We start from the raw sequence: 23487 nt of genomic DNA, 5'->3' as shown, positions 1-23487 counted from the left end.
AATAGAAATGTAACGAAGCGTAAAAAAGGAGGAACCTCATGAAAAAGCTTTGGTGTCTGTTCCGCCGCCGAGGCGCGAATCCGGGAGAAAAGATTTGTGTCGCCCTGCAGGAGACCGAGGGCCGCGTGCGCGCCTGCCCTTACGCCACAGAGGACGAAGCAAAGGCCAAATGTCCCGATTATGCCGAGAATCATCGCCATGAGGGCGAGGACGAAGGGATCGAGTAAGGTTCTACATAGCAGGTGAAAAGTCCCGAAAGAGTGATCTTTCGGGACTTTTTTGTAGGGGGCAACCGCCGGTTGACAAAAAGAAACGGCCGGTTGGTGGCGTTTTGCGCGTATTTAGCGCACACTGAAAGCAGAAAGGCAGGTGAAGGGTGATGACGACAGGAGAGAAGATCGCGGCGCTTCGCCGGGAACAGGGTTTGAGCCAAGAAGCGCTGGCCGACAAGCTGGGGCTTTCCAGACAGGCGGTATCCAAGTGGGAGGCCGATCAGGCCGTGCCGGGCATGGACAATCTGGTCGAGCTGGCAAAGCTGTTTGGCGTGACGGTAGACGCGCTCTTGCGGCCGAACGAGCCATTCCCCGGGAAAGAGCAGCAGGACAGTTCCGAAGAGCAGGCGGCTGTCGTTACGCCGGCGGGCTTTTCCGTATCCGATCAGCCGCAGCTGACGAAAAAGACCAAGTGGGTCATTGGGGGCCTCGCGCTGTTGTTTGCCGTGAGCGCGATATGTAGCGTGGTTTCTCTCGTTTGGGTCGCGCGGCTGCAAGAGCAGGTGGATAGCCTGCCGCTCGGCGGCGGTACGGTCTATGTACCGTCTGAGCCGCAGCCTTCCTTCACAAGCGGAGATATCGCGGGCTTTACGGAGCAGTGCGACTATGACGGCGCCAGCGGCAAGCTGTGCTTTACCTTTCAGATCGTACCGGTGGAGCGCGACGAGGCCGAGACCGCGCAGGTCATGCTCAAGGGCAATGGAACGACCGAGTCGGCCGACGCCGCGTGGGTGGATGGCGCATACAACGCCAGCGTGCGGATCGGTCTGGAAGACAGCTATCAGGCGTTTTTGCTGCTGACTAAGGATGGTAAGACACGTAGCCTGCCTGTCACGGAATATTTTGACATGCGAAGCCAGTATGCCCTCACCATTGAAGGCATGGAGGCAGAAGGCGGCGATCGGCAGGATGATCGAATCGGGGAGAGCACCTTTATTCTAAAGATAGCCATTCCCGATGGCGGGGGCAACTATCCGGTCAGCGGCACCGCGACCATGATCGCCGGCGAGACTAAGCTCGGTGCAGTGGCGCTGGACAATATGGGCTACCAAAGCGATATGGAGGAGATGACTTCCGCCACGCTGTATTGCCGCGCCGCGTTCCCGGCCTACGAGATACCGGCGGGCGCGCGCAGCATCCGCTTTGACGTAACCGTAAAGGACGCTTACGGTTTGGATCTGAGCGATAGCTTTGATTGGCAAACGTGGTAATGTACAAATAAAAAACCGCCTATACGGCGGTTTTTTATTTGTGCCGCGCTACCGTGGGGGCGGCGGCGTACACGCGGGCCGCGCCCATGGCGCGCAGGGTATCCGCCGCCGCGGAAAGGGTGGCGCCGGTGGTGATGATATCGTCGATCAAAAGCACATTTTTGCCGGTCAGATCGTGATCCGGCATGGGGAGAAAGGCGTGTTTGATGTTTTGGGTGCGCGCGGCCTTGCCTTGCCGGGCGGATTGCTTGCGCACGAACCGCCGCTTTTTCAGAAGGGGAACGAGCGGCAGGCCAAGCTGCCCGGCAACGTCCGCCGCGATCAGCTCGGACTGGTTGTAGCCGCGCTGATACCAGCGTACCAGACCGATGGGGATAAAGGTGACGAGGTCGGGCTGCCATGCGTCTAAATAGGCGGTGAGCGCAGCCGTGAGCTGTGCGGCAAACCACGGTGCGTAGTGCTGGTAATGGCTGAATTTAAAGCGCTTCATGGCTTCGGCCACGCGGCCGGTGTAGCGCAGGGAGGCTACCGCGCCGTCCGTGTCAGGAATACGCACGCCGCTCGTTTCCCGGTAATCCCGCCGGACGGCGCGGGCGCAGTCCGGGCACAATAAGGCCGCGCCCGTGCCCGCCAGCGGCAACGTTTCGCCGCATAGAATGCACTTTTTTGGGTAGATCACACCCATATAGCCATATCCTCCCTTCTGTTAGAAAAAATGGGCTGTCCGCGAGGGACAGCCCATTTAATTTATCCAAGCAGTTTCTTTAGACGTGCCGCGGCTTCCAGCGTGCGCTGCTGATCGCCGAAGGCGGTCAGGCGGAAGAAGCCTTCGCCGTTCTTGCCAAAGCCCGCGCCCGGGGTGCCGACAACGTGCGCGTTTTCAAGCAAGTAATCGAAAAACTCCCACGAGCCCATGCCGTTCGGGCACTTGAGCCACAGATATGGGCTGGATTTACCGCCCGTGTACCAGATGCCGAGTTCGTCAAGCGTTTCGGAGAGCACCTTCGCGTTCTGCTTATAGTAGGCAAGCGTTTCGTGGATCTGCTTCTGACCATCTTCGGTAAAGCAAGCAGCCGCGCCCTTTTGCACGATATAAGGCACACCGTTGAACTTGGTCGTCTGGCGGCGCAGCCACATTTTATTAAGCTGTCCGTCGGCCAGCGCCTTGGGAACGACCGTCCACCCGCAGCGGGTGCCGGTAAAGCCCGCCATCTTGGAGAACGAGCAGAACTCGATCGCGCAGCTTTTCGCACCTTCGATCTCATAGATCGAGCGGGGAAGCGCCTCGTCCTCGATGAAGCACTCATAAGCCGCGTCATACAGAATGACCGCGTTCTGCACGTTCGCGTAATCGACCCAAGCCTTGAGGCTCTTCCGGTCATAAGCCGCGCCGGTCGGGTTGTTGGGCGAGCACATATAGATGATATCGGCCTTTACCGAAGCGTCCGGCAGCGGCAGAAAGCCATTTTGCTCGTTTGCATCGGCGAACACGATCTTGCGGCCCGCCATCACGTTGGTGTCGACATAGACCGGGTAAACCGGATCGGGCACCAACACGGTGTTGTCCGTGCCGAAAATATCAAGGATGTTGCCAAGGTCGCTTTTCGCGCCGTCCGAAATGAAAATTTCGTCGGTATCGAGCGAAACGCCGTGCGTCTGATAATAGCCGACCAGCGCGTCGTGCAGGAAGCCGTAGCCCTGCTCGTCTCCATAGCCGTGGAAGGTCTCCTGATGGGCCTGCTCGTCCACCGCCGCGTGCATGGCTTCGATCACGGCGGGCACGAGGGGACGGGTCACATCGCCGATGGAAAGCTTGATGATATCCGCTTCCGGGTGCGCGGCGGCGAATTCGCGCTGCTTGCGGCCCACGGTGGAGAACAGATAGCTCTGTTCCAGATTGTTAAAGTTTTCATTAATCTGCATGTTCGTTGCTCCTTTTTAGAGATGCCGCGACAAACGCCTTGAACAGCGGATGCGCGCGGTTGGGACGGGATTTAAATTCGGGGTGGAACTGCACGCCGATATAGAACGGATGGGACGGGATCTCAACCGTTTCGACCAGTTCGCCCGTGGGCGAGGTGCCGGAAATGATCATGCCGTGGCTTTCGATCTCCTCGCGGAAAACATTGTTGAACTCGTAGCGGTGGCGGTGGCGCTCGGAGATCATCTCCTCGCCGTAGGCCGAAGCCATGATCGTGCCCGGGCGCACCTTGCAGGGGTAAGCGCCAAGGCGCATCGTGCCGCCCTTTTTGGAAATGCCCTGCTGGCTTTCCATCAGGTCGATCACCGCGTGGGTGGAATCGGCGTCAAATTCGCTGGAATTCGCGTCCGCAAAGCCCAAAACATTGCGGGCGTAGCTCATCACAGCGATTTGCATGCCAAGGCAGATGCCGAAATAGGGGATGCCCTGCGTGCGGCAATAATTGGCCGCGCAGATCATGCCTTCGATCCCGCGGGGGCCGAAGCCGCCGGGCAGGATAACGCCGTCAATCTCGCCCAGAAGCTTGTCCACGGTCGCGGCCGTCAGTTCCTCGGAATCGACCCATTCGATATCGACGAACACGCCGTTTTCATAGCCGCCGTGCTGGAAGCGCCTCGGCAACGGAGAGATAAGCGTCGTGCAGCTTTACATATTTGCCGACCAGCGCGATCTTGACATGCTCCTTGCGGGCCGCGATGCGCTCGAGCATGGCGGTCCATTCCGACATGTCGCCCTTGGGCGCGCCGATGGCGAGCTCGCGGCAGACGATGTCGGAAAGGTGGCTCTCCTCCAACATCATGGGCGCCTGATACAGCACGGGCAGCGTGCGGTTTTCAATGACGCAGTCCTCCGAAACGGTGCAGAACATGGCGATCTTGCGCTTGATATCATCGTCCATCGGACGGTCGACGCGGGCGACGATGATGTCCGGCGAAATGCCAAGTCCGCGCAGTTCCTTGACCGAGTGCTGGGTGGGCTTGGATTTGGGTTCGTTCGAGCCCGAGATATAGGGCACGAGCGTAACATGGATAAACAGGCAGTTGCGGCGGCCTACCTCGACCGCGACCTGACGAATGGCTTCGAGGAAGGGCTGCGATTCGATATCGCCCGTCGTGCCGCCGATCTCGGTGATGACCACATCGGCCGAGGTCTTTTTACCCACCGAATGGATAAAGGACTTGATCTCGTTGGTGATGTGGGGGATGACCTGCACGGTCTCGCCCAGATATTCGCCGGCGCGCTCCTTGTTCAGCACGTTCCAGTAGACCTTGCCGGTCGTCAGGTTGGAAAACTTGTTCAGATCCTCATCGATAAAGCGCTCGTAGTGGCCAAGGTCCAGATCGGTCTCGGCGCCGTCGTCGGTGACGTAGACCTCGCCGTGCTGGAACGGGCTCATCGTGCCGGGATCGACATTGATGTACGGATCGAGCTTCTGCGCGGCGACCTTAAGGCCGCGGCTTTTCAGCAGCCGCCCGAGGGACGCCGCCGTGATGCCCTTGCCCAGACCGGAAACGACGCCGCCGGTCACGAAGATGTATTTTGTCATAACTCTATTTCCCCCTTAAATACGGTTGTCGCCGCGCCCGTCATGAACACGGTTTCGTCTGTATATCGGATCAAAAGATCGCCGCCGCGCAGGTGCACGGTGATATCGCTGTCCTTTTGCGCATGCCCGCCAAGGCAGGCCGCCACGCCGACCGCGCACGCGCCCGTGCCGCAGGCCCAGGTTTCGCCGCTGCCGCGTTCCCACACGCGCATTTTGAGCGTGCCGTCCTTTAGAACGTTCACAAACTCGGTGTTGACGCGCTCGGGGAACAGCGGATGGTGTTCAAACTTGGGGCCGATGCGGGTCAGATCCAGCGAATCGATGTCCTCCTCGCTGAAGATCACGCAGTGCGGGTTGCCCATGGAAACACAGGTGATATGGTAAACCTTTTCGTCCACGACGAGGGGAGCGTCGATCACGCGGTCGCCGTCGAGCGCGACCGGGATCAGGTCCGGCTGCAGGATCGCGGCGCCCATATCGACTCTAGCCGTTACCGCTTTGCCGTTTTCGGTGGCGAGCCGCAGCGTTTTTACGCCGGAAAGCGTGTCCACCGTAACCGTGGTGCGGCCGTTCACCATGCCGTTATCGTACAGGTACTTGCCGACGCAGCGGATGCCGTTGCCGCACATCTTGCCCTCCGACCCATCGGCGTTGAAGATGCGCATTTGCGCGTCCGCCTTGTCCGATGGGGAAATGAGTATGACGCCGTCGCCGCCAATGCCAAAATGCGGCTCGCTCAGCCGGACGGATAGCGCTTCTGGATCGGGCACCGTCTGGTCAAAGCAGTTGAAATAAATGTAATTGTTGCCGCAGCCGTGCATTTTGGTGAAAGCCAGCTTCACGTGCAATCACTCCTTGAACTAAAAAATGGCGCATGGGCGGGTTCAAACCTGCTCATACACCATTCAGTATATCATAAAATCGTACGAAATTCTCTATCCGGCAGAAAAAAAGACAAAAATTTTTCAGCCGTTCAAGCTTCGCCGTTCAAGATCGCCTCGGCGGCGGCGCGCTTGGTCTGCCGCCGGTCCATGGCGCGGCGTTCGATATAGGCGTGCGCTTCCGGTTCGGTCATGCCGCGGCATTCGATGAGCAGGCACTTGGCGCGGTCCACCAGACGGATATCCTCGATCCGGCGCAGCAGCTTGCGGTTTTCGTTTTGCAGGCCGGTCAAGCGGCTGCGCGCGGCGCGCGCCATGCGCAGCGCCTGAAAAAGCATCACGCGGTCGAGCGGCTTGGGCAGCACGAACACGCCGTCCAGTTCCACCTTTTCGCTGACCGCGTCCGATACCTCGGCGGCGGCCAGAAGGAGCACGCCCGCAAGCGTTTCATGCGCCGCGGCCTGCGCCAGCTCGTGGCCGAATTCGTCAGGCAGCGGCGTGTTGACAAAAATAAGGCTGTATTCTGTTTGGGCAAGACCCCGGCGCGCCTCGGCCCCCGAACGGGCAAGGGAAAATTCGGCCCTAACGCCGCCGCCGGTCAATACGGAGCAGAGCGCGCGATAGGCCTTATCGGCTGCGGAAACGATCAGAATGCGTTCCAACGAATGATTTCCCTCCTTCTCCATTGGGTTGGACAAAGGCTTAGTATCGCTCGAAATACAGCTGGCGCTCGGCGGAAAGCCGGTCGTCCGACAAGGCGATGCGGTCGTGCTCGTTTTGTTTGGCGGCGAAAAAGCTTTCCAGCGTGCGCGCGGGCAAAATGCCGCGAATAAAGTCCGATGCCTGTGCCAGCCGCACCGCGTCGCACAGCGAGGCGGGCAGGGCCTGATACCGCGCGACGACCTCGGGCGGGGCGGTAAACAGATCGATATCGCACGCGGGCGCGAGCGGCAGCTTTTCGTCGATACCGTCCAGCCCGGCGTGTATAATCAGCGCAAGCACGATATATGGATTGATGCAGCCGTCCATCGCGCGCATCTTCAGCCGGTTTGGCATGCCGTCCGCCATGAGGGGAATGGTAATGAGCGGCGAACGGTTTTGGTGCGACCAAGTGATGTATTTGGGCGCTTCAAATTCGCCAAGGCGGGAATAGGAGTTGGTGAGCGGGCTGCCGAAAATCGTGATCTCCGCCGCGCGGCGCAGCACGCCGGCGACAAAGCTTTGCCCTTCCTTTGCTTCGGTGAAGCAGGGGTGAAACAGGTTCTTTCCGTTTTTAAAAATGGAAAGGCTCAGGTGCAGGCCGTTGCCCGGGGCGTCGGGCAGGGGCTTGGGCAAAAAGCTGGCGAATAGGCCGCTGCCCATGGCCATGGATTTGACGACTGATTTAAACGTTAAAAAGTTATCGGCGGCCTCCATGACCTCGGCGTAGCGGAAATCGATCTCATGCTGGCCTGGGCCCTGCTCGTGGTGGGAGGATTCCGGCTGGATGCCCATTTCCTCCAGCGTCAGGCAGATCTGGCGGCGCACGTTTTCGCCGCGGTCGAGCGGCGCGATATCGAAGTATTCGCCGTGGTCGTGCGGGGTCAGCGTGGGGTGGCCGTTTTCATCCAGCTCAAACAGGTAGAATTCGCTCGCCGTGCCCATAGTGAGCGAGTAGCCCGCGCGCTGGGCGCGGCGGCAGGCGCTCCGCAGAATTTGGCGGCCGTCGCCCTCAAAGGGCGCGCCGCTGGGATATTTGATATCGCAGTAAAACCGCACCACGCGCCCTTGGCTGGGCCGCCACGGCAGCACGGCGAGCGTGGCCGGGTCGGGGAAGAGCAGCAGGTCGGAATCGGCCACGTTGAGAAAGCCCTTGAGCGCCGCGGCGTTGAAATGGATGCCGCTTTCAAACGCGCGCGGCAGCTCCGCCGGCATGATGGCAATATTTTTCTGGTTGCCGAAGATATCGCAGAAAGCAAGGCGAATGAACTTCACATCGTTTTCCTCAATGAACGAAATCACTTCGCTTTTGGTCTGATCCATGGTTCCGAACCTCCTGTTTTAGCGCTAATTAAAGGTGTAAAGCTGGTGGTAGCCCGCGTCCGGGTTGGCCGTCAGCACATAATACGTCTGGGCTTTGAGCGCCGCCGCGTCGCCGCCGAAAAAGCGGCAGTAATCGTCGATATGGGGGGCGATCTCGGCGCGGTCGGCTTCGCTTGCCTCGCGTACGAGCACTTGACGGGGCAGATCCTCTGGCACTTTATCACAGTGTAGCACAATTTTGCCCCCGTGCATACCCGTGCCGCAGAAATTGCTGACAGGATACGCGCCGCCGGCGCCTTGGCCAAGCACTAAGATCAGGCCGCCGGCCAGATACTCGCCAAGGAACGAACCGGCCCGCCCGCCGATGACGACCGCCGGGCACTGCTCCTGATAGGCCTTCATATGGATGCCCGCGCGGTAGCCGCAGTTTCCCTTGATAAAAATGCGCCCGCCGCGCATGCCGTAGCCGCAGGTATCCCCGCAAGAGCCGTGAATGATGATATCGCCCGCGTTCATCGTGTCGCCGACGGCTTCCTGCGCGTTGCCGAACACCTCTATCGTGGAGCCGTTCAGGTACTGGCCAAGTCCGTTACCCGGCGTGCCGCGCACCGTGAGCCTTTTACCGGCGGAGCCGCAGCCGATATAACGCTGGCCCACAACCCGGTCGATCGTCAACTCGCTGTCCGGCTGCGCGCGGATCATTTCACCCAGCTCTTTATAATAGGTAAGGTTTGCAGTGATGGTCACTTTTATCAACACCCTTTCGTTTAATTAGGAGTTAGGAGTTAGGAAGTAGGAGTTAGGAATTAGTAATTAGTAATGATAGCGTCGGCAGGAGGCGTTAGAAAGGTGGAAGTTTGGGAAGCCAACCGCTTCGGTAATTAGGATTATCGGCAAAGCCGATAATCCAACTCCTAACTCCTCATTCCTACCTCACTCCTAACTCCTACCTCATTCTTTCGTTATTCACCCGCGTGCTTGATGCCGAGGATTTTAAGCTCGCGGTCGGTGAGGCCTAGGCCGCGAAGCATCAGCCGGTTGCCGCGCAGGGCTTCGATCGAATTGATGCCCATGCCGCCCATCATTTCTTTCAACTCGTGATCCCAAGCGGTGACGAGATTCACAAGGCGCTCGCAGCCGATATCCGGGTTCAAGCGGCGCACCAGCTCGGGCCGCTGCGTGGCGATGCCCCAGTTGCACTTGCCGGTCTGGCACGAGCGGCACAGGTGGCACCCAAGGGCGATCAGCGCGCTGGTCGCGATGTAGCAGGCGTCCGCGCCGAGCGCGATAGCCTTGACCAGATCGGCCGCGTTGCGGATCGAGCCACCCACGACGACGGACACCTGATCGCGGATACCCTCGTCCCGCAGCCGCTGGTCAACCGCCGCGAGCGCCAGCTCGATCGGAATGCCCACGTTGTCGCGGATGCGGGTGGGCGCCGCGCCCGTGCCGCCGCGGTAGCCGTCGATACAGATCACGTCCGCGCCCGAGCGGGCCACGCCCGACGCGATCGCCGCGACATTGTGCACGGCGGCGATCTTGACCAGCACGGGCTTTTGATATGCGGTCGCTTCTTTCAGCGAAAAGACAAGCTGGCGCAGATCCTCGATGGAATAGATATCGTGGTGCGGGGCGGGCGAGATCGCGTCCGTTCCTTCCGGGATCATGCGGGTTTTGGAGATATCCGGGCCTACCTTCAGGCCGGGCAGGTGGCCGCCGATGCCCGGCTTCGCGCCCTGACCCATCTTGATCTCGATCGCGGCGCCCGCCTCCAGATAATCTTTATGTACGCCGAAGCGGCCGGAGGCGACCTGTACGATGGTATGGGGGCCGTATTCATAGAAATCCTCGTGCAGGCCGCCCTCGCCGGTGTTGTAATAGGTGCCGAGCGCCTTGGCGGCCCGGGCGAGCGAGGCGTGCGCGTTATAGGAGATCGAGCCGTAGCTCATCGCGGAAAACAGGATGGGCATGTTCAGCTTAAGCTGCGGGGAGAGGTTGGGACGGATGCGCCCCTCCTCGTCGCGTTCGATCCGACCCGGCTTTTTGCCGAGAAAGGTTCTGGTCTCCATCGGCTCGCGCAGCGGGTCGATCGAAGGATTGGTGACCTGCGACGCGTTGATCAAGATCTTATCCCAGTAAATGGGGCCCCGCTCCGGGTTGCCCATGGAGGAGAGCAGCACGCCGCCCGTGCCCGCCTGCCGGTATACCTCGGAAATGGCCTTGCCGGTCCAGTTGGCGTTTTCCTTAAAGGTATGGTCGGTCTTGACGATCTTGAGCGCGCGCGTCGGGCACAGAGCGACGCAGCGGTGGCAGCAAACGCACTTGGATTCGTCCGCCGTCATGTAGCCGAAGCTGGGGTCAAAGCGGTGTACCTCGTTCGCGCACTGCCGCTCGCAGACGCGGCACGAGATGCAGCGGTCCTTGTTGCGCACGACCTCGTATTCCGGATATAAAAAATCGATAGCCATTACTGATTCCCTCCAAAGTTCAGGGTGACGATGACCGCCTCGCCGCCGCGCGGCGCACGGATCGAATCGAGTTCGGGCGAGATGCGGCGAATCGCGCACTCCTCGGATGCGATAAACACCGTTTCGTCTTTTTCGCCCACGACCATGCTGCGCAGCTTGAGCCGGTCGTTCAGCGCCATCAAGCCGCCCGTAAAGCCAACCAAAATGGAAAACGGGCCGGTCACCATCAGGGAAGCGAAGGCGTTGCGCAGATAGGTCAGGCGTTCGCGCTCAGCGGGCTCTTGCTTTTCAATGGTGGACCAGAAGGGCGCGGCGAGCACGCGGCTGACCTCTTCCAGCGTCAGCCCGACCCGGCGGCTGAGGTAGTCGACGATATAGGTGATCACCTCGGTGTCGGTCAGCAGGTCGCAGGAGTAGCCGAACATTTCAATAAACCGGCGGTTTGCATCGTAGGAAGAGATTTCGCCGTTGTGCACCACCGCCCAGTCCAGCAGGGCAAAGGGGTGCGCGCCGCCCCACCAGCCGGGGGTGTTGGTCGGGTAGCGGCCGTGGCACGTCCACGAGTAGGCTTCGTAGTTTTCCAGCATGTAATATTCGCCCACATCCTCCGGAAAGCCGGACGCTTTGAATACGCCCATATTCTTGCCGGAGGAAAAGATGTACGCGCCCGCAAGCGTATGGTTGATGCGGATGACGAAGCGGGCGACATACTCGCGCTCGCCCATCTGGCTGGCGGCCAGCCGGGTGGGCAGCGGGGCGACAAAGTACCGCCAAATCATCGGCTCCTCCTTGATGCGGGGGTGGCGGCGGGTCGGGATCTTGGAAAGGTTGACGATATCGAAATGGCGTTCCAGCTCGCGTTCGCATTCTTCCTTGGCGGCCTGCGTATCATAGAATACATGGAGCGCATAGTAGTCGGCGTATTCGGGGTAGATGCCGTAGCCGGCAAAGCCGCCGCCCAGTCCGTTGGAGCGGTCGTGCATCATGCGGATGGATTCTATGATACGCGCGCCGTTTTCGCGCGCGCCGTCCTTATGGAAAATGCCGGAGATCGCGCAGCCGGCCGGAATGCGTACCTGACCTTCTTTTTGCAGCATGGGTGGTTCCTCCTTATCAAAACAAAAAAAGCGCCCGCCGCCCGAAAAGAACCAAACGTGCAGTTTGGCCCCTTCCGGGCAGCGGACGCCTTTGTCCGTGTTTTTAATCATAATGCATGGAAAGGGCGTTCGTCAAGCGGAAAAAGGGCCCTTTTCGCAAAGTTTTCACAAATTGCATAAAAACCGGGCGCTTCACCATGCCGGATTTACTCTCTTATCATAAAAAACGCCCGAAAACGAAAAAAATACGGGTTTTCCCTTGACAAAGGCGGCAGGCGAATCTATAATTTAGCGTGTAAACAGCAAAGGCGCTGTGGGAACACGACCCGCAGCGCATTTTTTTATTTTCCCGCATTCTTTTGGGGATCCGGGTAAATCATGACAGGTAAAGTTACTACAGTAAGGAGCGAACCATTCATGAGCACAGCAAGCAATGTACCGGAGCTGTTCGGCAGCATGGTCTTTAACGAGACCGTGATGAAGGAGCGCCTGCCCAAGGACACCTTCAAGAAGCTCAAGCAGACCATTCGGGAGGGCAAGGCGCTTGACCCCGCCGTTGCCGCGGTCGTCGCCACGGCGATGAAGGACTGGGCGATCAGCAAGGGCGCGACCCACTACACCCACTGGTTCCAGCCGATGACCGGCATCACCGCCGAGAAGCACGATTCCTTCATCTCCCCGACGGACGACGGCGGCGTGATGATGGAGTTTTCCGGCAAGGAGCTTGTGCGCGGCGAACCGGACGCATCCTCTTTCCCCTCCGGCGGCCTGCGCGCCACGTTCGAGGCGCGCGGCTACACCGCGTGGGACCCGACGAGCTACGCCTTTGTCAAGGACGGCTCACTATACATCCCGACCGCGTTCTGCTCGTACACCGGCGAGATTCTGGATAAGAAAACGCCGCTCCTACGCTCGATGGACGCGATCAGCCTGCAAGCCAGCCGCGTGCTGAAGCTGTTCGGCAAGGACGTCAAGCGCGTGACCACCACGGTCGGCCCCGAGCAGGAGTACTTCCTGATTGAAAAGAAGGATTATGCAAAGCGCAAGGATCTGATTTTTACCGGCCGCACGCTGTTCGGCGCCAAGCCGCCCAAGGGGCAGGAGATGGAGGACCATTATTTCGGTTCCATCCGTCCCCGCGTGGCCGCGTTCATGCAGGAGCTGGACGAGGAGCTTTGGAAGCTCGGCATCTTCGCCAAGACCAAGCACAACGAGGTGGCGCCGTCCCAGCACGAAATGGCCCCGGTGTTCACCACCACCAATATTGCGACCGACCATAACCAGCTGACGATGGAGGTCATGAAGCGCGTCGCGCAGAAGCACGGCTTCATCTGCCTGATGCATGAAAAGCCGTTTGACGGCGTCAACGGTTCGGGCAAGCACAACAACTGGTCGCTTTCGACGGACGAGGGCGAAAATCTGCTCGAGCCCGGCAAGACCCCGCACGAAAACGCGCAGTTTCTGCTGTTCCTAACCGCCGTGATCAAGGCTGTGGATGAGTTTCAGGATCTGCTGCGTATCTCGGTGGCGAACGCGGGCAACGATCACCGTCTGGGCGCGGATGAAGCGCCTCCGGCCATCGTTTCCATGTTCATCGGCGACGAATTGCAGGGTATTCTGGACGCGATCGTCTCCGGCGCCGATTACACCGATGTGGAAAAGACCAAGATGGACCTCGGCGTCGCCGTGCTGCCCGATATTCCGAAGGACACGACCGACCGCAACCGTACCTCGCCCTTTGCCTTTACCGGCAACAAATTCGAGTTCCGCATGCTGGGTTCGTCCTTTAATATCGCGTGCGCCAATATCATGATCAACACCGCCGTGGCGGAGGAGCTTCGCGTATTCTGCGACGAGCTGGAAAAGGCCGAGGACTTCGACAGCGCGCTGTCCGCGCTGATCCGCCGCGAAATCAAAAAGCACGAACGCATCATCTTCAACGGCAACGGCTATGACGAAGCCTGGGTGGTCGAAGCGGAAAAGCGCGGCCTGTCCAATTTCCGTTCGACGGACGAAGCGCTGCCGCACTACACGGATGAGAAAAACCTGAAGCTGTTCGCGCAGCACAACGTTTATACCCGCGCGGAGATGGAAAGCCGCGAGGAGACCCTGCTTGAGGAGTACGCCAAGACGCTGCACATCGAAGCGCTCACCATGATCGAAATGATCCGGCAGGAGATCGTGCCCGCGTGCCTTGCATACGAGCAGAGCGTGGCCAAGACCGCGCGCCTCAAGCAGGATATCGGCGTAACGGGCGGCATGGAAGCAAAATTGGTTGCCGAGCTTTCGTCCCTGATCGAAACGCTTTCCAGCCACTGCGACGCGCTGGACGAGGCGGTGGCCTCGGCGCCCAAGGGCTCGGCGGAGCAGAGCGCCCATTACTACCACGACGCCGTCATTCCCGCGATGGAAGCCGCGCGTAAACCGGCGGACGCGCTGGAATGTCTGGTCGCTAAGAAGGGCTGGCCGTTCCCGACCTATTCCGACATTCTCTTCTACGTTTGATCGCACAGCGGAAAAACTGAATGACCCGTACACAAAGGCGTGTATTTTCCCCGTAAAAGGCGGGGAGAATACACGCCTTTTTAAATTTTAAGGGGGTACATGACAAAATGGACATCACTATGTTAGCAGGCGCGCTTGACACCGGTTGGATCCTGCTCGGCGCGGCGCTCGTTTTCTTTATGCAGGCGGGCTTTGCAATGGTAGAAACGGGCTTTACCCGCGCCAAGAACGCGGGCAATATCATCATGAAGAACCTGATGGATTTTTCCCTCGGCACGCCGATCTTTTGGCTGCTTGGCTTTGGCATTATGTTCGGTTCGGCAAGCGGCGTTTTCGGCGGCTTTGATTTTCTGGCCGACGGCGTTGTGGGCGAGGGACACAGCTGGTCCACGCTGATCTTTCAGACCGTGTTCTGCGCGACCGCCGCGACCATCGTGTCGGGCGCGATGGCGGAACGCACCAAGTTTTCCGCTTACTGCATTTACTCCATGGTCATTTCGGCTCTGATCTATCCGATCTCGGGCCACTGGATCTGGGGCGGCGGCTGGCTGGCCGAGCTGGGCTTCCATGATTTCGCGGGTTCCGCCGCGGTGCATATGGTGGGCGGCGTCGCGGCGTTTGTCGGCGCGCTGATCCTCGGCCCCCGTATCGGCAAGTACACGAAGAGCGGCAAGGCGCGCGCGATTCCCGGCCACTCGCTCACACTGGGCGCGCTCGGCGTATTTATCCTATGGTTCTGCTGGTTCGGGTTTAACGGCTGCTCCACGGTGGCCCTTTCGGGCGGCGCGGCCGAGACCGCGGCCCGTGTGTTCGTCACCACCAACCTTGCCGCCGCGGTTTCTACGGTAACGGTAATGTGCATCACGTGGCTGCGCTATAAGAAGCCCGATGTCTCCATGACGCTGAACGGCTCGCTGGCCGGCTTGGTCGCGATCACCGCGGGCTGCGACGCCGTAACGCCGGTGGGCGCGGCGGTCATCGGCATCGTGGCAGGTTTTGTCGTGGTGTTCGGCATTGAATTGATCGACCAGAAGGTCAAGGTAGACGACCCGGTCGGCGCGGTCGGCGTGCACGGCCTATGCGGCGCGACCGGCACGCTGCTGACCGGCCTGCTGGCCTACTACCTGACGGACGACGCAGGCGCGCCGCTCGGCCTATTCTTCGGCGGCGGCTTCCGCTTCTTCGGCGTTCAGGTGCTCGGCGTCGTCGCGGTCATCGCGTGGGTTGCCGTCACGATGACCATCGTGTTCCAACTCATCAAGCACACCATCGGTCTGCGCGTTTCCACGGCGGAGGAGGTCATGGGTCTTGACCAGCCCGAGCACGGCCTCGTTTCCGCCTACGCGGATTTTATGCCGGTCGTTCCGCAGGTGCTGGGCACCAAGGCGGGCGAAATGCAGGCCGTGCAGGCTGCGGGCGCGCCGGTGGCGGTCGAGCACGCGGTGCCCGTTACCAGAGTGACGGACGAAGCGGGCGCGCACAAGCTATCCAAGGTCGTCATCGTTACCAAGCAGTCCAAGTTTGAAGCGCTCAGGGACGCGCTCAATCAGATCGGCGTATCCGGCATGACCGTGGCGAACGTCATCGGCTGCGGCGTGCAGAAGGGCGCGACCGAGTATTACCGCGGCGCCGAAGTGGATGTGAACCTGCTGCCCAAGATCAAGATGGAGGTCGTCGTGTCCGCCGTGCCGGTCGAGACCGTTGTGGAAACGGCCAAGGCGGTCCTGTATACCGGCCACATCGGCGACGGCAAGATCTTCGTTTACAACGTGGAAAACGTCATCAAGGTGCGCACCGGCGCGGAGGGCTTCGACGCGCTGCAGGACGATGAATAATATCGCCGCCTCCTAACCACCTTCTTATCCTTATCTTTATATCCCTCGCAAAAGCGCCTTCCGGATATTTGATCCGGAGGGCGCTTTTGCGCATTGGGGATTGCGCATCGACCGGCGGTGCATTATAATAAGTGAGGAAAATCATTAGACCGGGAGATACTATATGAAACGAATGCTGGCGGCCGTTTTGCCGCTTTTACTGCTTTGTGGGTGCGCGCCCAAGGAATATTCGACGGACTTTTTCGCGATGGATACCTTCATGTCGGTCACCGTGCTGGGGGAGACGGGGCAAGACGCCGCCCAGCAGTGCGAACGGCGGGTAAACGAACTGGAAGGCCTGCTGTCCCGCACACGCAGCGGGGAAAACAACGTAAAGGCGAGCGCGGTCTATTTGATCAACCACGCCCCGTCAGGCACCGGCATGGTTGATGAGGGCGGCTATATTCAAACGGCCAAGGCGCTTTCGGAACAAACAAACGGTCTGTTCGATCCCACGACCGCCCGGCTGACCGATCTATGGGGCATCGGCACGGACGAACCCCGCGTGCCCGCGCAAAGCGAGATAGACGAGGCGCTTTTGACCGTTGGCGCGGCCAACATTGTAGTCGATCAAAACAGCGGCTTTGTTTCGCTGGCGGGCGGCGCGCAGCTCGACCTTGGCGGTATCGCCAAGGGCATCGCGGCGGATGAATGCGCCGCCATTTTGCGGGAAGCGGATGCGTCCGGTTTGCTGATGCTGGGCGGAAATATCTACGCGGTCGGATCGAATAACGGCAAGCCGTGGCGGATCGGCATAGCCGACCCGGATAACAACGTAGAATATATCGCGACCGTGGCGGTGGAGGACCGATCAGTCGTTACCTCGGGCGATTATGAACGTTATTTCGAGCAGGACGGCAAGCGGTATCACCACATCTTCGACCCGCGCACCGGATACCCGGCGGAAAGCGGACTGCGCGGCGTGACCGTGATCGATGAAAATTCGACCCGGGCGGATGCGTTCACGACCGCCCTGTTCGTGATGGGGCTGGAGGACGGCATGGCTTTCTGTGAGGCGAACGGCGTCGCGGCGGTGTTCATCACATCGGACAAGCGGGTCTACACCACGCCCGCAGTGGCAAAGGCGTGCACCTTTACCTTTGACGGAGAAGACAAGGGCTATACCTATGCGCAGTAAAATGAGGTGGGGCGACTTCGTCATCATCGCCGCCGTGCTGCTTGCGGCGGCGGCGCTCGCGGTTTTTCTGGCCATGCAGGCGGCGGGCGACCGGCTCTACGCCGAAATTTGGAAAGACGGCGAACTGACGCAGCGCGTCGCGCTCACGCCGGATACCCGAGAGACCATCGATCTGGACGGGCACAATACCATTGTACTCGACGGACTGACCGCGCGCATGGCCGGGGCGGACTGCCGCGATCAGGTGTGCGTGCGCACCGGCACGCTTTCCCGCGCGGGGCAGGCCGCGGTGTGCCTGCCCAACCGCGTTGTCCTAAAGCTGGTGGGCGAAAAAAACGAAGTGGACGCGATCGTATCATAAGGGGGCGCGCATGAAGATAAAAAAACTGACGCTGTGCGGCCTGCTCACCGCGCTCGCGATCGTGCTTTCCCTCGCGGAACGCCTGTTCCCGCTGGATGCGGTCATTCCGGTGCCCGGGGTTAAGCTGGGTCTTGCCAATGTGGTCACGCTTTTTGCGCTGACACGGCTGCGTCCGCGCGAAGCGTTCGCCATTTTGGTTTGCCGGGTTGGTTTATCCTCGCTGCTCATGGGCAGCGTGACCGGCTTTTTGTTTTCCCTGTCGGGCGGTCTGCTGTCGCTCCTTGTCATGTGGGCGCTTCTTCAAGCGGAGGGGCGGTTTTGCTCGCTGCTCGGGGTCAGCGTGGCGGGCGCGGCGGCGCACAACGTGGGCCAAATGATCGCGGCGGTATTCTGGATGGGCACAAACGCCGTGATCGCCTACCTGCCGTTCCTGCTCGTGATGGCGGTGCCGCTCGGACTGGTCACCGGGCTTACCTGCGCGGTGGCGCTGACGCATTTAAAAAAATCAAATTTTTCGTATAATGTTTCGCTTCCCTCGCCATACTATCGGCAAACACGCAAGGAGGGAACTGCAATGAAAACGCTGATTGCTATGCTCGCGGTGTTTACCCTGCTGCTGACCGGCTGCGGAAACACGGCGAACGATCAGAAAAACGAAGCCAACGATGCAAACAATAACGGAACAACCAACGGTACGACTGAGGGGAACACGGACAACAACCCTGTGGACGAAGGCATGAACGACGCGGGCAACGCGGCTGAAAATGCCGGCAACGACATTAAGGATGGTCTGGACGAGGCCGGCGACGCGCTGACCGGAACCAACGATCCGAACAACGACACGAACAGTGTGAACAACGCGACGGACGACAACGCCGCCGATAAGACCGTACCGGTAGAATAAAACGCAAAAAAACTGCTGCAAAGTTTGCAGCAGTTTTTTGTGTTTAGACCTGTGTGGTAAAGATCTGATAGCCCTCGCGGGTGAGATTGTCGATCAGGCGCTTGCCGTGCTCCACGCCGCCGACCTCGCACACGACCTGAATGATGGCCTCGCCGATGTCCAGATCGGCCTGCACGCGGTCATGCTGGAACAGGATGATGTTGGCGTTTTGGTCGGCCACCAGATGGGCAAAGCGCTCCAAAGCGCCGGGCGCGTCCGGCATGATGGTGGAGAACTTGAGATGGCGGCAACGGGTAACAAGGCCCTTTTCCACGATCTTGTGGATAAAGGACACATCGATATTGCCGCCCGAAAGCACGCATACGACCTTTTTGCCCTTGATATCGACCTTGCCGTTCAGCACGGCGGCGAGCGACGCTGCGCCAGAGGTTTCCACCACCTGCTTGGTGCGCTCAAGCAGCAGCAGCACGGTGGAGGATATCTCCGCGTCCGACACGGTGACGATGCGGTCCACATATTTTTTTACATATTCAAAGGTGGTCTCGCCCGGCGTTTTGACCGCGATGCCGTCCGCGATGGTGCGCACGGAATCCGACGGGGTCAGATCGCCCGTGCGGAAGGAATTTGCCATGGCGGGCGCGCCCTCGGCCTGCACGCCGATGATTTGGATGCGGGGGTTGATCTGCTTGGCGCAGGTGGCGATGCCGGAAATCAGGCCGCCGCCGCCGACCGGTACGAAGATCATATCGACAAACGGCAGATCACGCAGAATTTCAAGTGCAATGGTGCCCTGACCGGCCATCACGTCCTCGTCGTCAAAGGGATGGATGAACTCCGCGCCGGTCTCTTCGCAGATTTCGCAGGCGCGCGCATAGGCTTCGTCGTAAATATTGCCCGCCAGAACGACTTCCGCGCCGTAGCCTTCGGTTGCCGAGACCTTGGCGATCGGCGTGGAGCGGGGCATGACGATGGTCGACTTGACGCCGACGGACGAGGCCGCGAAAGCCACACCCTGCGCATGGTTGCCCGCCGAGGAGGCGACGACCGCGTTCAGCCCGCCCTCGCGGTAGCGCTTCATGATTTTATTGTACGCGCCGCGCACCTTGAAGGAACCGGTCTTCTGCTGGTTTTCGTATTTCAGGTACACCTCGGCCCCGGTCATACCGGAAAAAGTGGAGGAGGTGGACAGGGGAACGTCGTGGATCACATTTTTCAGACGGTCCGCGGCGGCTTCAAAATCCTTGAGTTCAAGCATGATATTCTTTCTCCATTTAGCAAGATAAACATTATTTTAGCACAGTTTACCGTCAAATGCAAGGGCGTGACCGTGATCGCGGCGCGAAAAACACGTTTTATTTTAATAGGAAGAAAGGACGCATTTTGGGGGGCTGCGAAAACGCGCGATAAAGTTTGCCAACTCTCTCTTTGGTATTGCTATTCGGGAAGGACTTTGTTATACTATTAACATAGACAGAAGCGCGCCCGCGTGGCGATGGAGGATATACGGAATGGACGAACAGGCAAAGGGCTTTCGCAGCGCTGCGTTCGGCGGTTTTCGCCGCGAGGATGTGCTGCACTACATAGAAGAGATGGACCGGCAATACCACGAGCAGACGGACAGCTTGCAGCGCGCGCTGACCGAATCGCAAACAGCGCTTGCCGAACTGCGCGAGCAGAACGATCAGCTGATCGCGAAAAACGCGGAGCTGTTGGAGCGCCTTGGCGAAATGACGCTCGACACCGACAAGATTCGCCTGAAGCTCGACGAGATCGAAAGCGGTTTCACCCTGCAAACGGCGGAAATCGAAGCGCAGAGCGCCCGCGCCGCCTCCCTTGCCGAGGATAACGACCGCCTGACCGAGGAAAACGCCCGGCTTTCGGAAAAGTGCGGGGAATACGCGGCCTCCAAGGACAAAATCGCCGAAATGGAGCTGTCCGCTTACCGGCGCGCCAAGCAGATCGAAGAGGATGCAAAAAACGAGCTGGCCAAGCTGCGCCGCCAATCGATGGAAATGATCGAAACGGTCAAGCGCCAGCTCGACACGGCGAAGGAAAACTATAAGGTTGTGCTTTCGCGCAGTCAGGCGGAATCCGCCGAGATGGTGCGCAAGGCGGGCGAGGTGCTCGGCGAGATCGACCGCATCAGCGGTACGCTGAGCAAATCCGTTCTGCCGGCGGAGCCGAAAAACCGTATTGTTCGCGATATGCTCAGCGGCATCAAGCCCAAAACGGAGGGATAACCATGGCGCATTACGATTTACATACCGACCAGCTAAAAGATATGGCTCCCCGTCTGCGGGCGGGCGACACGGTCAGCCTGACGGGCACCGTGTACACCGCGCGCGATGCCGCGCATAAAAAGATCGTCGCCGCGATGGACGCGGGCGAAAAGTTGCCCTTTGATCTAAACGGCGCAGCCATATACTACGCCGGTCCGACACCGGCAAAACCCGGTCAGGTGATCGGCTCGATCGGGCCGACGACCTCGGGCCGCATGGACCCGTTCGCGCCGCGCCTTCTGGACGCGGGGCTTGCCTGCATGATCGGTAAGGGCGTGAGAAGCAAGGCCGTGGAAGAAGCCATGGCGCGATGCGGCGCGGTGTATATGGTCGCGATCGGCGGCGCGGGCGCCGCTAAGGCGGCCAGCATCAAAAACGTGGAAGTGATCGCCTATGACGAGCTGGGCTGCGAGTCGGTCAAACGGCTCACGGTGGAAAATTTCAGCGCCATCGTTTCGCAGGACTGCATGGGCGGCAACCTGTACCGCGAAGGCATGGAGAAATACAAAAGATAAGGCCCAAGGATATAAGGATATCGGGACTGGAGGAACACTACTGTGCGTAATTTTGAAACCGATGTACAATTTTTGAAATACCGCGTGCTCAAAGAGGTCGCCGGCCGTGCGTACGACGGCAACCTGATGGAGAGCTACTACGAGATTCCTAAGATCATTTCGCCCGGCCCCAAGGCGACCATGCGCTGCTGTATCTACAAGGAGCGCGCGATCGCGCAGGAGCGCGTGCGTTTGGCGATGGGCGGCGACCGCCGCAACCCGAACGTGGTCGAGGTCATCCCGATCGCGTGCGACGAATGCCCGGTCGAGCGCTATCAGGTCAGCGAATCGTGCCGCGGCTGTATTTCGCAGCGCTGCATTAAAAACTGCCCCAAGCATGCCATTACCAAATCTAAAAGCGGCAAGGCCATTATCGATCCTGATATGTGCATTGAATGCGGCAGATGCGCCAAGGTCTGTCCCTATGGCGCGATCACCGAGCATGTGCGCCCGTGCGAACGCTCGTGCAAGGTCGGCGCGATCCGCATGAATGAGGAGAAAAAAGCCGAGATTAATATCGATAAGTGTATCGCGTGCGGCGCGTGCGTCTACCAGTGCCCGTTTGGCGCGATTATGGATAAATCCTTTATGGTCGATGCGATCAACATTATCCGCAACGCGCGCGACGGTGAAAACTATCGCACGGTCGCGATCGTCGCGCCCGCGCTGGCCGCACAGTTTGAGGATTGCAGTCTCGGTCAGGTGGTGACCGGGATTCAGGCGCTCGGCATCGACTATGTCGTGGAAGCCGCCATGGGTGCCGACATGGTTGCCGATAAGGAGACCGACGAGCTGGCTGAAAAGGGCTTTTTGACTTCGAGCTGTTGCCCTGCGTTTGTTTCTTACATACAAAAGCAGGTGCCCGAGATGAGCGACAAGATCTCGCATAACCTTTCGCCCATGGCCGAGATCGGCCGCTATGTAAAGATCAACGGCGAAATGCCGGTCAAGACCATCTTTATCGGCCCGTGCACGGCCAAAAAGGCCGAACGCCAGAAGCCGACGGTCGACCTGTGGATCGACTGCGTGCTCACCTTTGAGGAACTGCAAGCCATGCTGGACGCGCGCGAGATCGAACTGAACCAGCTCGATGAAACGCCGCTGGCGGACGCTTCCCCTTGGGGCCGCATCTTTGGCCGCTCGGGCGGCCTGACCGAGGCCGTGCTGCAAGCGGTCAAGGAAAAGAAGCTGGATTTCGAGGTCAAGGCCGAGGTGTGCAACGGTATCGAGGAATGCAAGCTGGCGCTATTAAAGGCCAAGGCCGGCAAGCTGGATAAGAACTTTATCGAGGGTATGGCCTGCGTCGGCGGCTGCGTCGGCGGCGCGTGCAGCCTAAACCACGAACCGAAAAGCCGCGTGAAGGTGGACCAGTACGGCAAAAAGGCCGAAAAACAGGAAATTAAAACCGCGATCGAAGAATACAAGGTACAAGTTTAAAAAGCAGATCAAAATGCCCCTTTCGGATTTTCGAAAGGGGCATTTTGCATGCGGAAAACGGACCGGTTACAGATTGCGTACGATGTTGCATAGGCAAGCCGCCAAAACGAGCAGTTGTACGGCGTTGAACGCACGTTCCACAGTCTTTTCGGAAAGCTGTTTATTCAGCCGCGCGCCCAGCCATCCGCCCGCGACCGCGCCCGCAACCATAACGGGCAGCATGCTCAGATCGAAGGGAGCAAAGCCAGTTGTCAACAAAACGGTGGCGAGCTTGGAAATTTGCGCAAACAGGATCGTGATGATCGAGCATACGGTAGCCGTTTTGGTGCTGAGGGAAAAAAGAAAAATGAGCAGCGCCACGTTGATCGGTCCGCCGCCTATGCCGAGAAAAGAGGAAAAAAAACCAAGCAGCACCCCGACGAGCGAGGAGGGCAGAAGTCCGCTTACCTGTAAGGTGGGCAGATTGTTTTTGTGCAGCATATAGAGAAAAACCACGCCGATCAAAATACTCAGGCAAATGTTTTGCGTGACCACGACCGCGTGGTTGTCCCCCAGCAGGGTGATCAGCGCTTTGAGGATGCGCTCGCCCACCGTGCCGCCGATCACCGAACCGATTGCCAGCGGCAACGCGATAGCGCCCGGCACCGGCGTTTTCTGGCGTAGCTGCTTGGCGATGGATACGATCGACATCGCAAACACGGTGATGGAGGATAACACACCGATCGTCGCCGCGTTATAGCCGCCAAGCAGATCGAGCGCGGGCTTGATGATCACGCCGCCACCCATGCCGGTCAGCGCGCCGACCGTGGTCGCGCAAATCGCGATGAGAAAATACACCGTCACTATATCCGTCCTCTTTCCCAGAACCCGCCGAACAGGCAAGGATTTTTACTCATTATATCGGGAATAAACGACGGAGAATGTTGTTGATTTGTGATTTATTATCAATATTTTGTT

The 23487-nt window shown here is 59.3% G+C and carries 20 protein-coding genes and 1 pseudogene; 10 read left to right on the top strand and 11 right to left on the bottom strand.

All coding sequences use genetic code 11. The features are described from left to right. Window positions 1-38 precede the first annotated feature (38 nt). On the top strand, window positions 39-227 hold the full coding sequence (locus RWV98_RS13305) for a hypothetical protein (RefSeq protein ID WP_280961322.1): 189 nt from the start codon (window positions 39-41) through the stop codon (window positions 225-227). A 152-nt stretch (window positions 228-379) separates the two neighbouring features. Beyond that, window positions 380-1483, top strand: coding sequence for a helix-turn-helix domain-containing protein (locus RWV98_RS13300; RefSeq protein ID WP_317861326.1), 1104 nt, complete (start codon window positions 380-382; stop codon window positions 1481-1483). A gap of 34 nt (window positions 1484-1517) precedes the next feature. Here RWV98_RS13300 and RWV98_RS13295 read toward each other — a convergent pair whose 3' ends face one another. The 9 genes and pseudogenes from RWV98_RS13295 to RWV98_RS13255 form a co-directional block, all read right to left on the bottom strand. Beyond that, entirely contained in the window at window positions 1518-2168 is a 651-nt protein-coding gene (locus RWV98_RS13295) for a ComF family protein (protein WP_317861324.1), read from the bottom strand. A gap of 62 nt (window positions 2169-2230) precedes the next feature. Further along, entirely contained in the window at window positions 2231-3406 is a 1176-nt protein-coding gene (locus RWV98_RS13290; protein ID WP_317861322.1) for an LL-diaminopimelate aminotransferase, read from the bottom strand. Next, window positions 3396-5010, bottom strand: a pseudogene (locus RWV98_RS13285) (CTP synthase). The gene RWV98_RS13290 and the pseudogene RWV98_RS13285 overlap by 11 nt, the downstream one beginning before the upstream one ends. Continuing rightward, window positions 5007-5852: a diaminopimelate epimerase gene (gene dapF / locus RWV98_RS13280; RefSeq protein WP_280961327.1), complete on the bottom strand. Its 846-nt coding sequence runs from the start codon at window positions 5850-5852 to the stop codon at window positions 5007-5009. Before dapF ends, RWV98_RS13285 begins: the two are co-directional and overlap by 4 nt. A gap of 131 nt (window positions 5853-5983) precedes the next feature. Further along, window positions 5984-6553 (bottom strand): ANTAR domain-containing response regulator, encoded by a 570-nt coding sequence (locus tag RWV98_RS13275; protein WP_317861319.1) that lies wholly within the window; start codon window positions 6551-6553, stop codon window positions 5984-5986. 40 nt (window positions 6554-6593) lie between these two features. Beyond that, a complete protein-coding gene (locus RWV98_RS13270; protein ID WP_280961329.1) occupies window positions 6594-7913 on the bottom strand; it encodes a glutamine synthetase family protein in 1320 nt (439 codons plus the stop codon). A 24-nt stretch (window positions 7914-7937) separates the two neighbouring features. Continuing rightward, a complete protein-coding gene (locus RWV98_RS13265) occupies window positions 7938-8660 on the bottom strand; it encodes a glutamate synthase (RefSeq protein WP_442872064.1) in 723 nt (240 codons plus the stop codon). A gap of 215 nt (window positions 8661-8875) precedes the next feature. Further along, window positions 8876-10381 (bottom strand): glutamate synthase-related protein, encoded by a 1506-nt coding sequence (locus tag RWV98_RS13260; protein ID WP_317861317.1) that lies wholly within the window; start codon window positions 10379-10381, stop codon window positions 8876-8878. Further along, complete coding sequence (locus tag RWV98_RS13255) at window positions 10381-11478, bottom strand: class II glutamine amidotransferase (RefSeq protein ID WP_317861315.1); 1098 nt, start codon at window positions 11476-11478, stop codon at window positions 10381-10383. The genes RWV98_RS13260 and RWV98_RS13255 overlap by 1 nt, the downstream gene beginning before the upstream one ends. Window positions 11479-11895: 417 nt before the next feature. On the opposite strand from RWV98_RS13255, the gene RWV98_RS13250 reads away from it, so the two are divergent. The 5 genes from RWV98_RS13250 to RWV98_RS13230 all read left to right on the top strand — a co-directional run bounded on the left by RWV98_RS13250 (window position 11896) and on the right by RWV98_RS13230 (window position 18260). After that, window positions 11896-13983: a glutamine synthetase III family protein gene (locus RWV98_RS13250; protein ID WP_280961332.1), complete on the top strand. Its 2088-nt coding sequence runs from the start codon at window positions 11896-11898 to the stop codon at window positions 13981-13983. A 107-nt stretch (window positions 13984-14090) separates the two neighbouring features. Further along, a complete protein-coding gene (locus tag RWV98_RS13245; protein ID WP_442872063.1) occupies window positions 14091-15818 on the top strand; it encodes an ammonium transporter in 1728 nt (575 codons plus the stop codon). A gap of 163 nt (window positions 15819-15981) precedes the next feature. After that, a complete protein-coding gene (locus RWV98_RS13240) occupies window positions 15982-16995 on the top strand; it encodes an FAD:protein FMN transferase (RefSeq protein WP_317861312.1) in 1014 nt (337 codons plus the stop codon). Further along, a complete protein-coding gene (locus RWV98_RS13235; RefSeq protein ID WP_317861311.1) occupies window positions 16985-17356 on the top strand; it encodes a NusG domain II-containing protein in 372 nt (123 codons plus the stop codon). Before RWV98_RS13240 ends, RWV98_RS13235 begins: the two co-directional genes overlap by 11 nt. Window positions 17357-17366: 10 nt before the next feature. Next, window positions 17367-18260 (top strand): Gx transporter family protein, encoded by an 894-nt coding sequence (locus tag RWV98_RS13230; protein ID WP_317861310.1) that lies wholly within the window; start codon window positions 17367-17369, stop codon window positions 18258-18260. A 43-nt stretch (window positions 18261-18303) separates the two neighbouring features. On the opposite strand, the gene ilvA is transcribed toward RWV98_RS13230, so the two are convergent. Next, complete coding sequence (ilvA, locus tag RWV98_RS13225) at window positions 18304-19515, bottom strand: threonine ammonia-lyase (protein WP_280961337.1); 1212 nt, start codon at window positions 19513-19515, stop codon at window positions 18304-18306. A gap of 253 nt (window positions 19516-19768) precedes the next feature. Here ilvA and RWV98_RS13220 point away from each other — a divergent pair, with 253 nt between their 5' ends. The 3 genes from RWV98_RS13220 to RWV98_RS13210 are packed head-to-tail and all read left to right on the top strand — an operon-like array spanning window position 19769 to window position 22530. After that, entirely contained in the window at window positions 19769-20500 is a 732-nt protein-coding gene (locus tag RWV98_RS13220; protein WP_280961338.1) for a hypothetical protein, read from the top strand. Between the two features lie 2 nt (window positions 20501-20502). Next, the gene (locus tag RWV98_RS13215; protein WP_317861307.1) at window positions 20503-21054 is read left to right on the top strand and encodes a FumA C-terminus/TtdB family hydratase beta subunit; all 552 of its coding nucleotides are present in this window, start codon (window positions 20503-20505) and stop codon (window positions 21052-21054) included. 42 nt (window positions 21055-21096) lie between these two features. Continuing rightward, a complete protein-coding gene (locus RWV98_RS13210) occupies window positions 21097-22530 on the top strand; it encodes a 4Fe-4S dicluster domain-containing protein (RefSeq protein WP_317861306.1) in 1434 nt (477 codons plus the stop codon). 66 nt (window positions 22531-22596) lie between these two features. On the opposite strand, the gene RWV98_RS13205 is transcribed toward RWV98_RS13210, so the two are convergent. Beyond that, the gene (locus tag RWV98_RS13205; protein WP_280961341.1) at window positions 22597-23373 is read right to left on the bottom strand and encodes a sulfite exporter TauE/SafE family protein; all 777 of its coding nucleotides are present in this window, start codon (window positions 23371-23373) and stop codon (window positions 22597-22599) included. Window positions 23374-23487: the final 114 nt, after the last annotated feature.

The organism is Agathobaculum sp. NTUH-O15-33 (assembly GCF_033193315.1).
GTDB classification, from domain to species: domain Bacteria; phylum Bacillota; class Clostridia; order Oscillospirales; family Butyricicoccaceae; genus Agathobaculum; species Agathobaculum faecihominis_A.
Note: the sequence above shows the minus strand (reverse complement) of the source record. Positions and strands in the feature narration are given on the sequence as shown.

What these genes read in the sequence shown, in the direction of transcription:
- RWV98_RS13220 (WP_280961338.1), top strand. Translation starts at nt 19,769, where the DNA reads ATGGACGAACAGGCAAAGGGCTTTCGCAGCGCTGCGTTCGGCGGTTTT.
- RWV98_RS13270 (WP_280961329.1), bottom strand. Translation starts at nt 7,913, where the DNA reads ATGGATCAGACCAAAAGCGAAGTGATTTCGTTCATTGAGGAAAACGAT.
- RWV98_RS13255 (WP_317861315.1), bottom strand. Translation starts at nt 11,478, where the DNA reads ATGCTGCAAAAAGAAGGTCAGGTACGCATTCCGGCCGGCTGCGCGATC.
- RWV98_RS13240 (WP_317861312.1), top strand. Translation starts at nt 15,982, where the DNA reads ATGAAACGAATGCTGGCGGCCGTTTTGCCGCTTTTACTGCTTTGTGGG.
- RWV98_RS13245 (WP_442872063.1), top strand. Translation starts at nt 14,091, where the DNA reads ATGGACATCACTATGTTAGCAGGCGCGCTTGACACCGGTTGGATCCTG.
- RWV98_RS13290 (WP_317861322.1), bottom strand. Translation starts at nt 3,406, where the DNA reads ATGCAGATTAATGAAAACTTTAACAATCTGGAACAGAGCTATCTGTTC.
- RWV98_RS13235 (WP_317861311.1), top strand. Translation starts at nt 16,985, where the DNA reads ATGCGCAGTAAAATGAGGTGGGGCGACTTCGTCATCATCGCCGCCGTG.
- RWV98_RS13250 (WP_280961332.1), top strand. Translation starts at nt 11,896, where the DNA reads ATGAGCACAGCAAGCAATGTACCGGAGCTGTTCGGCAGCATGGTCTTT.
- RWV98_RS13230 (WP_317861310.1), top strand. Translation starts at nt 17,367, where the DNA reads ATGAAGATAAAAAAACTGACGCTGTGCGGCCTGCTCACCGCGCTCGCG.
- RWV98_RS13295 (WP_317861324.1), bottom strand. Translation starts at nt 2,168, where the DNA reads ATGGGTGTGATCTACCCAAAAAAGTGCATTCTATGCGGCGAAACGTTG.
- RWV98_RS13305 (WP_280961322.1), top strand. Translation starts at nt 39, where the DNA reads ATGAAAAAGCTTTGGTGTCTGTTCCGCCGCCGAGGCGCGAATCCGGGA.
- RWV98_RS13300 (WP_317861326.1), top strand. Translation starts at nt 380, where the DNA reads ATGACGACAGGAGAGAAGATCGCGGCGCTTCGCCGGGAACAGGGTTTG.
- ilvA (WP_280961337.1), bottom strand. Translation starts at nt 19,515, where the DNA reads ATGCTTGAACTCAAGGATTTTGAAGCCGCCGCGGACCGTCTGAAAAAT.
- RWV98_RS13215 (WP_317861307.1), top strand. Translation starts at nt 20,503, where the DNA reads ATGGCGCATTACGATTTACATACCGACCAGCTAAAAGATATGGCTCCC.
- RWV98_RS13260 (WP_317861317.1), bottom strand. Translation starts at nt 10,381, where the DNA reads ATGGCTATCGATTTTTTATATCCGGAATACGAGGTCGTGCGCAACAAG.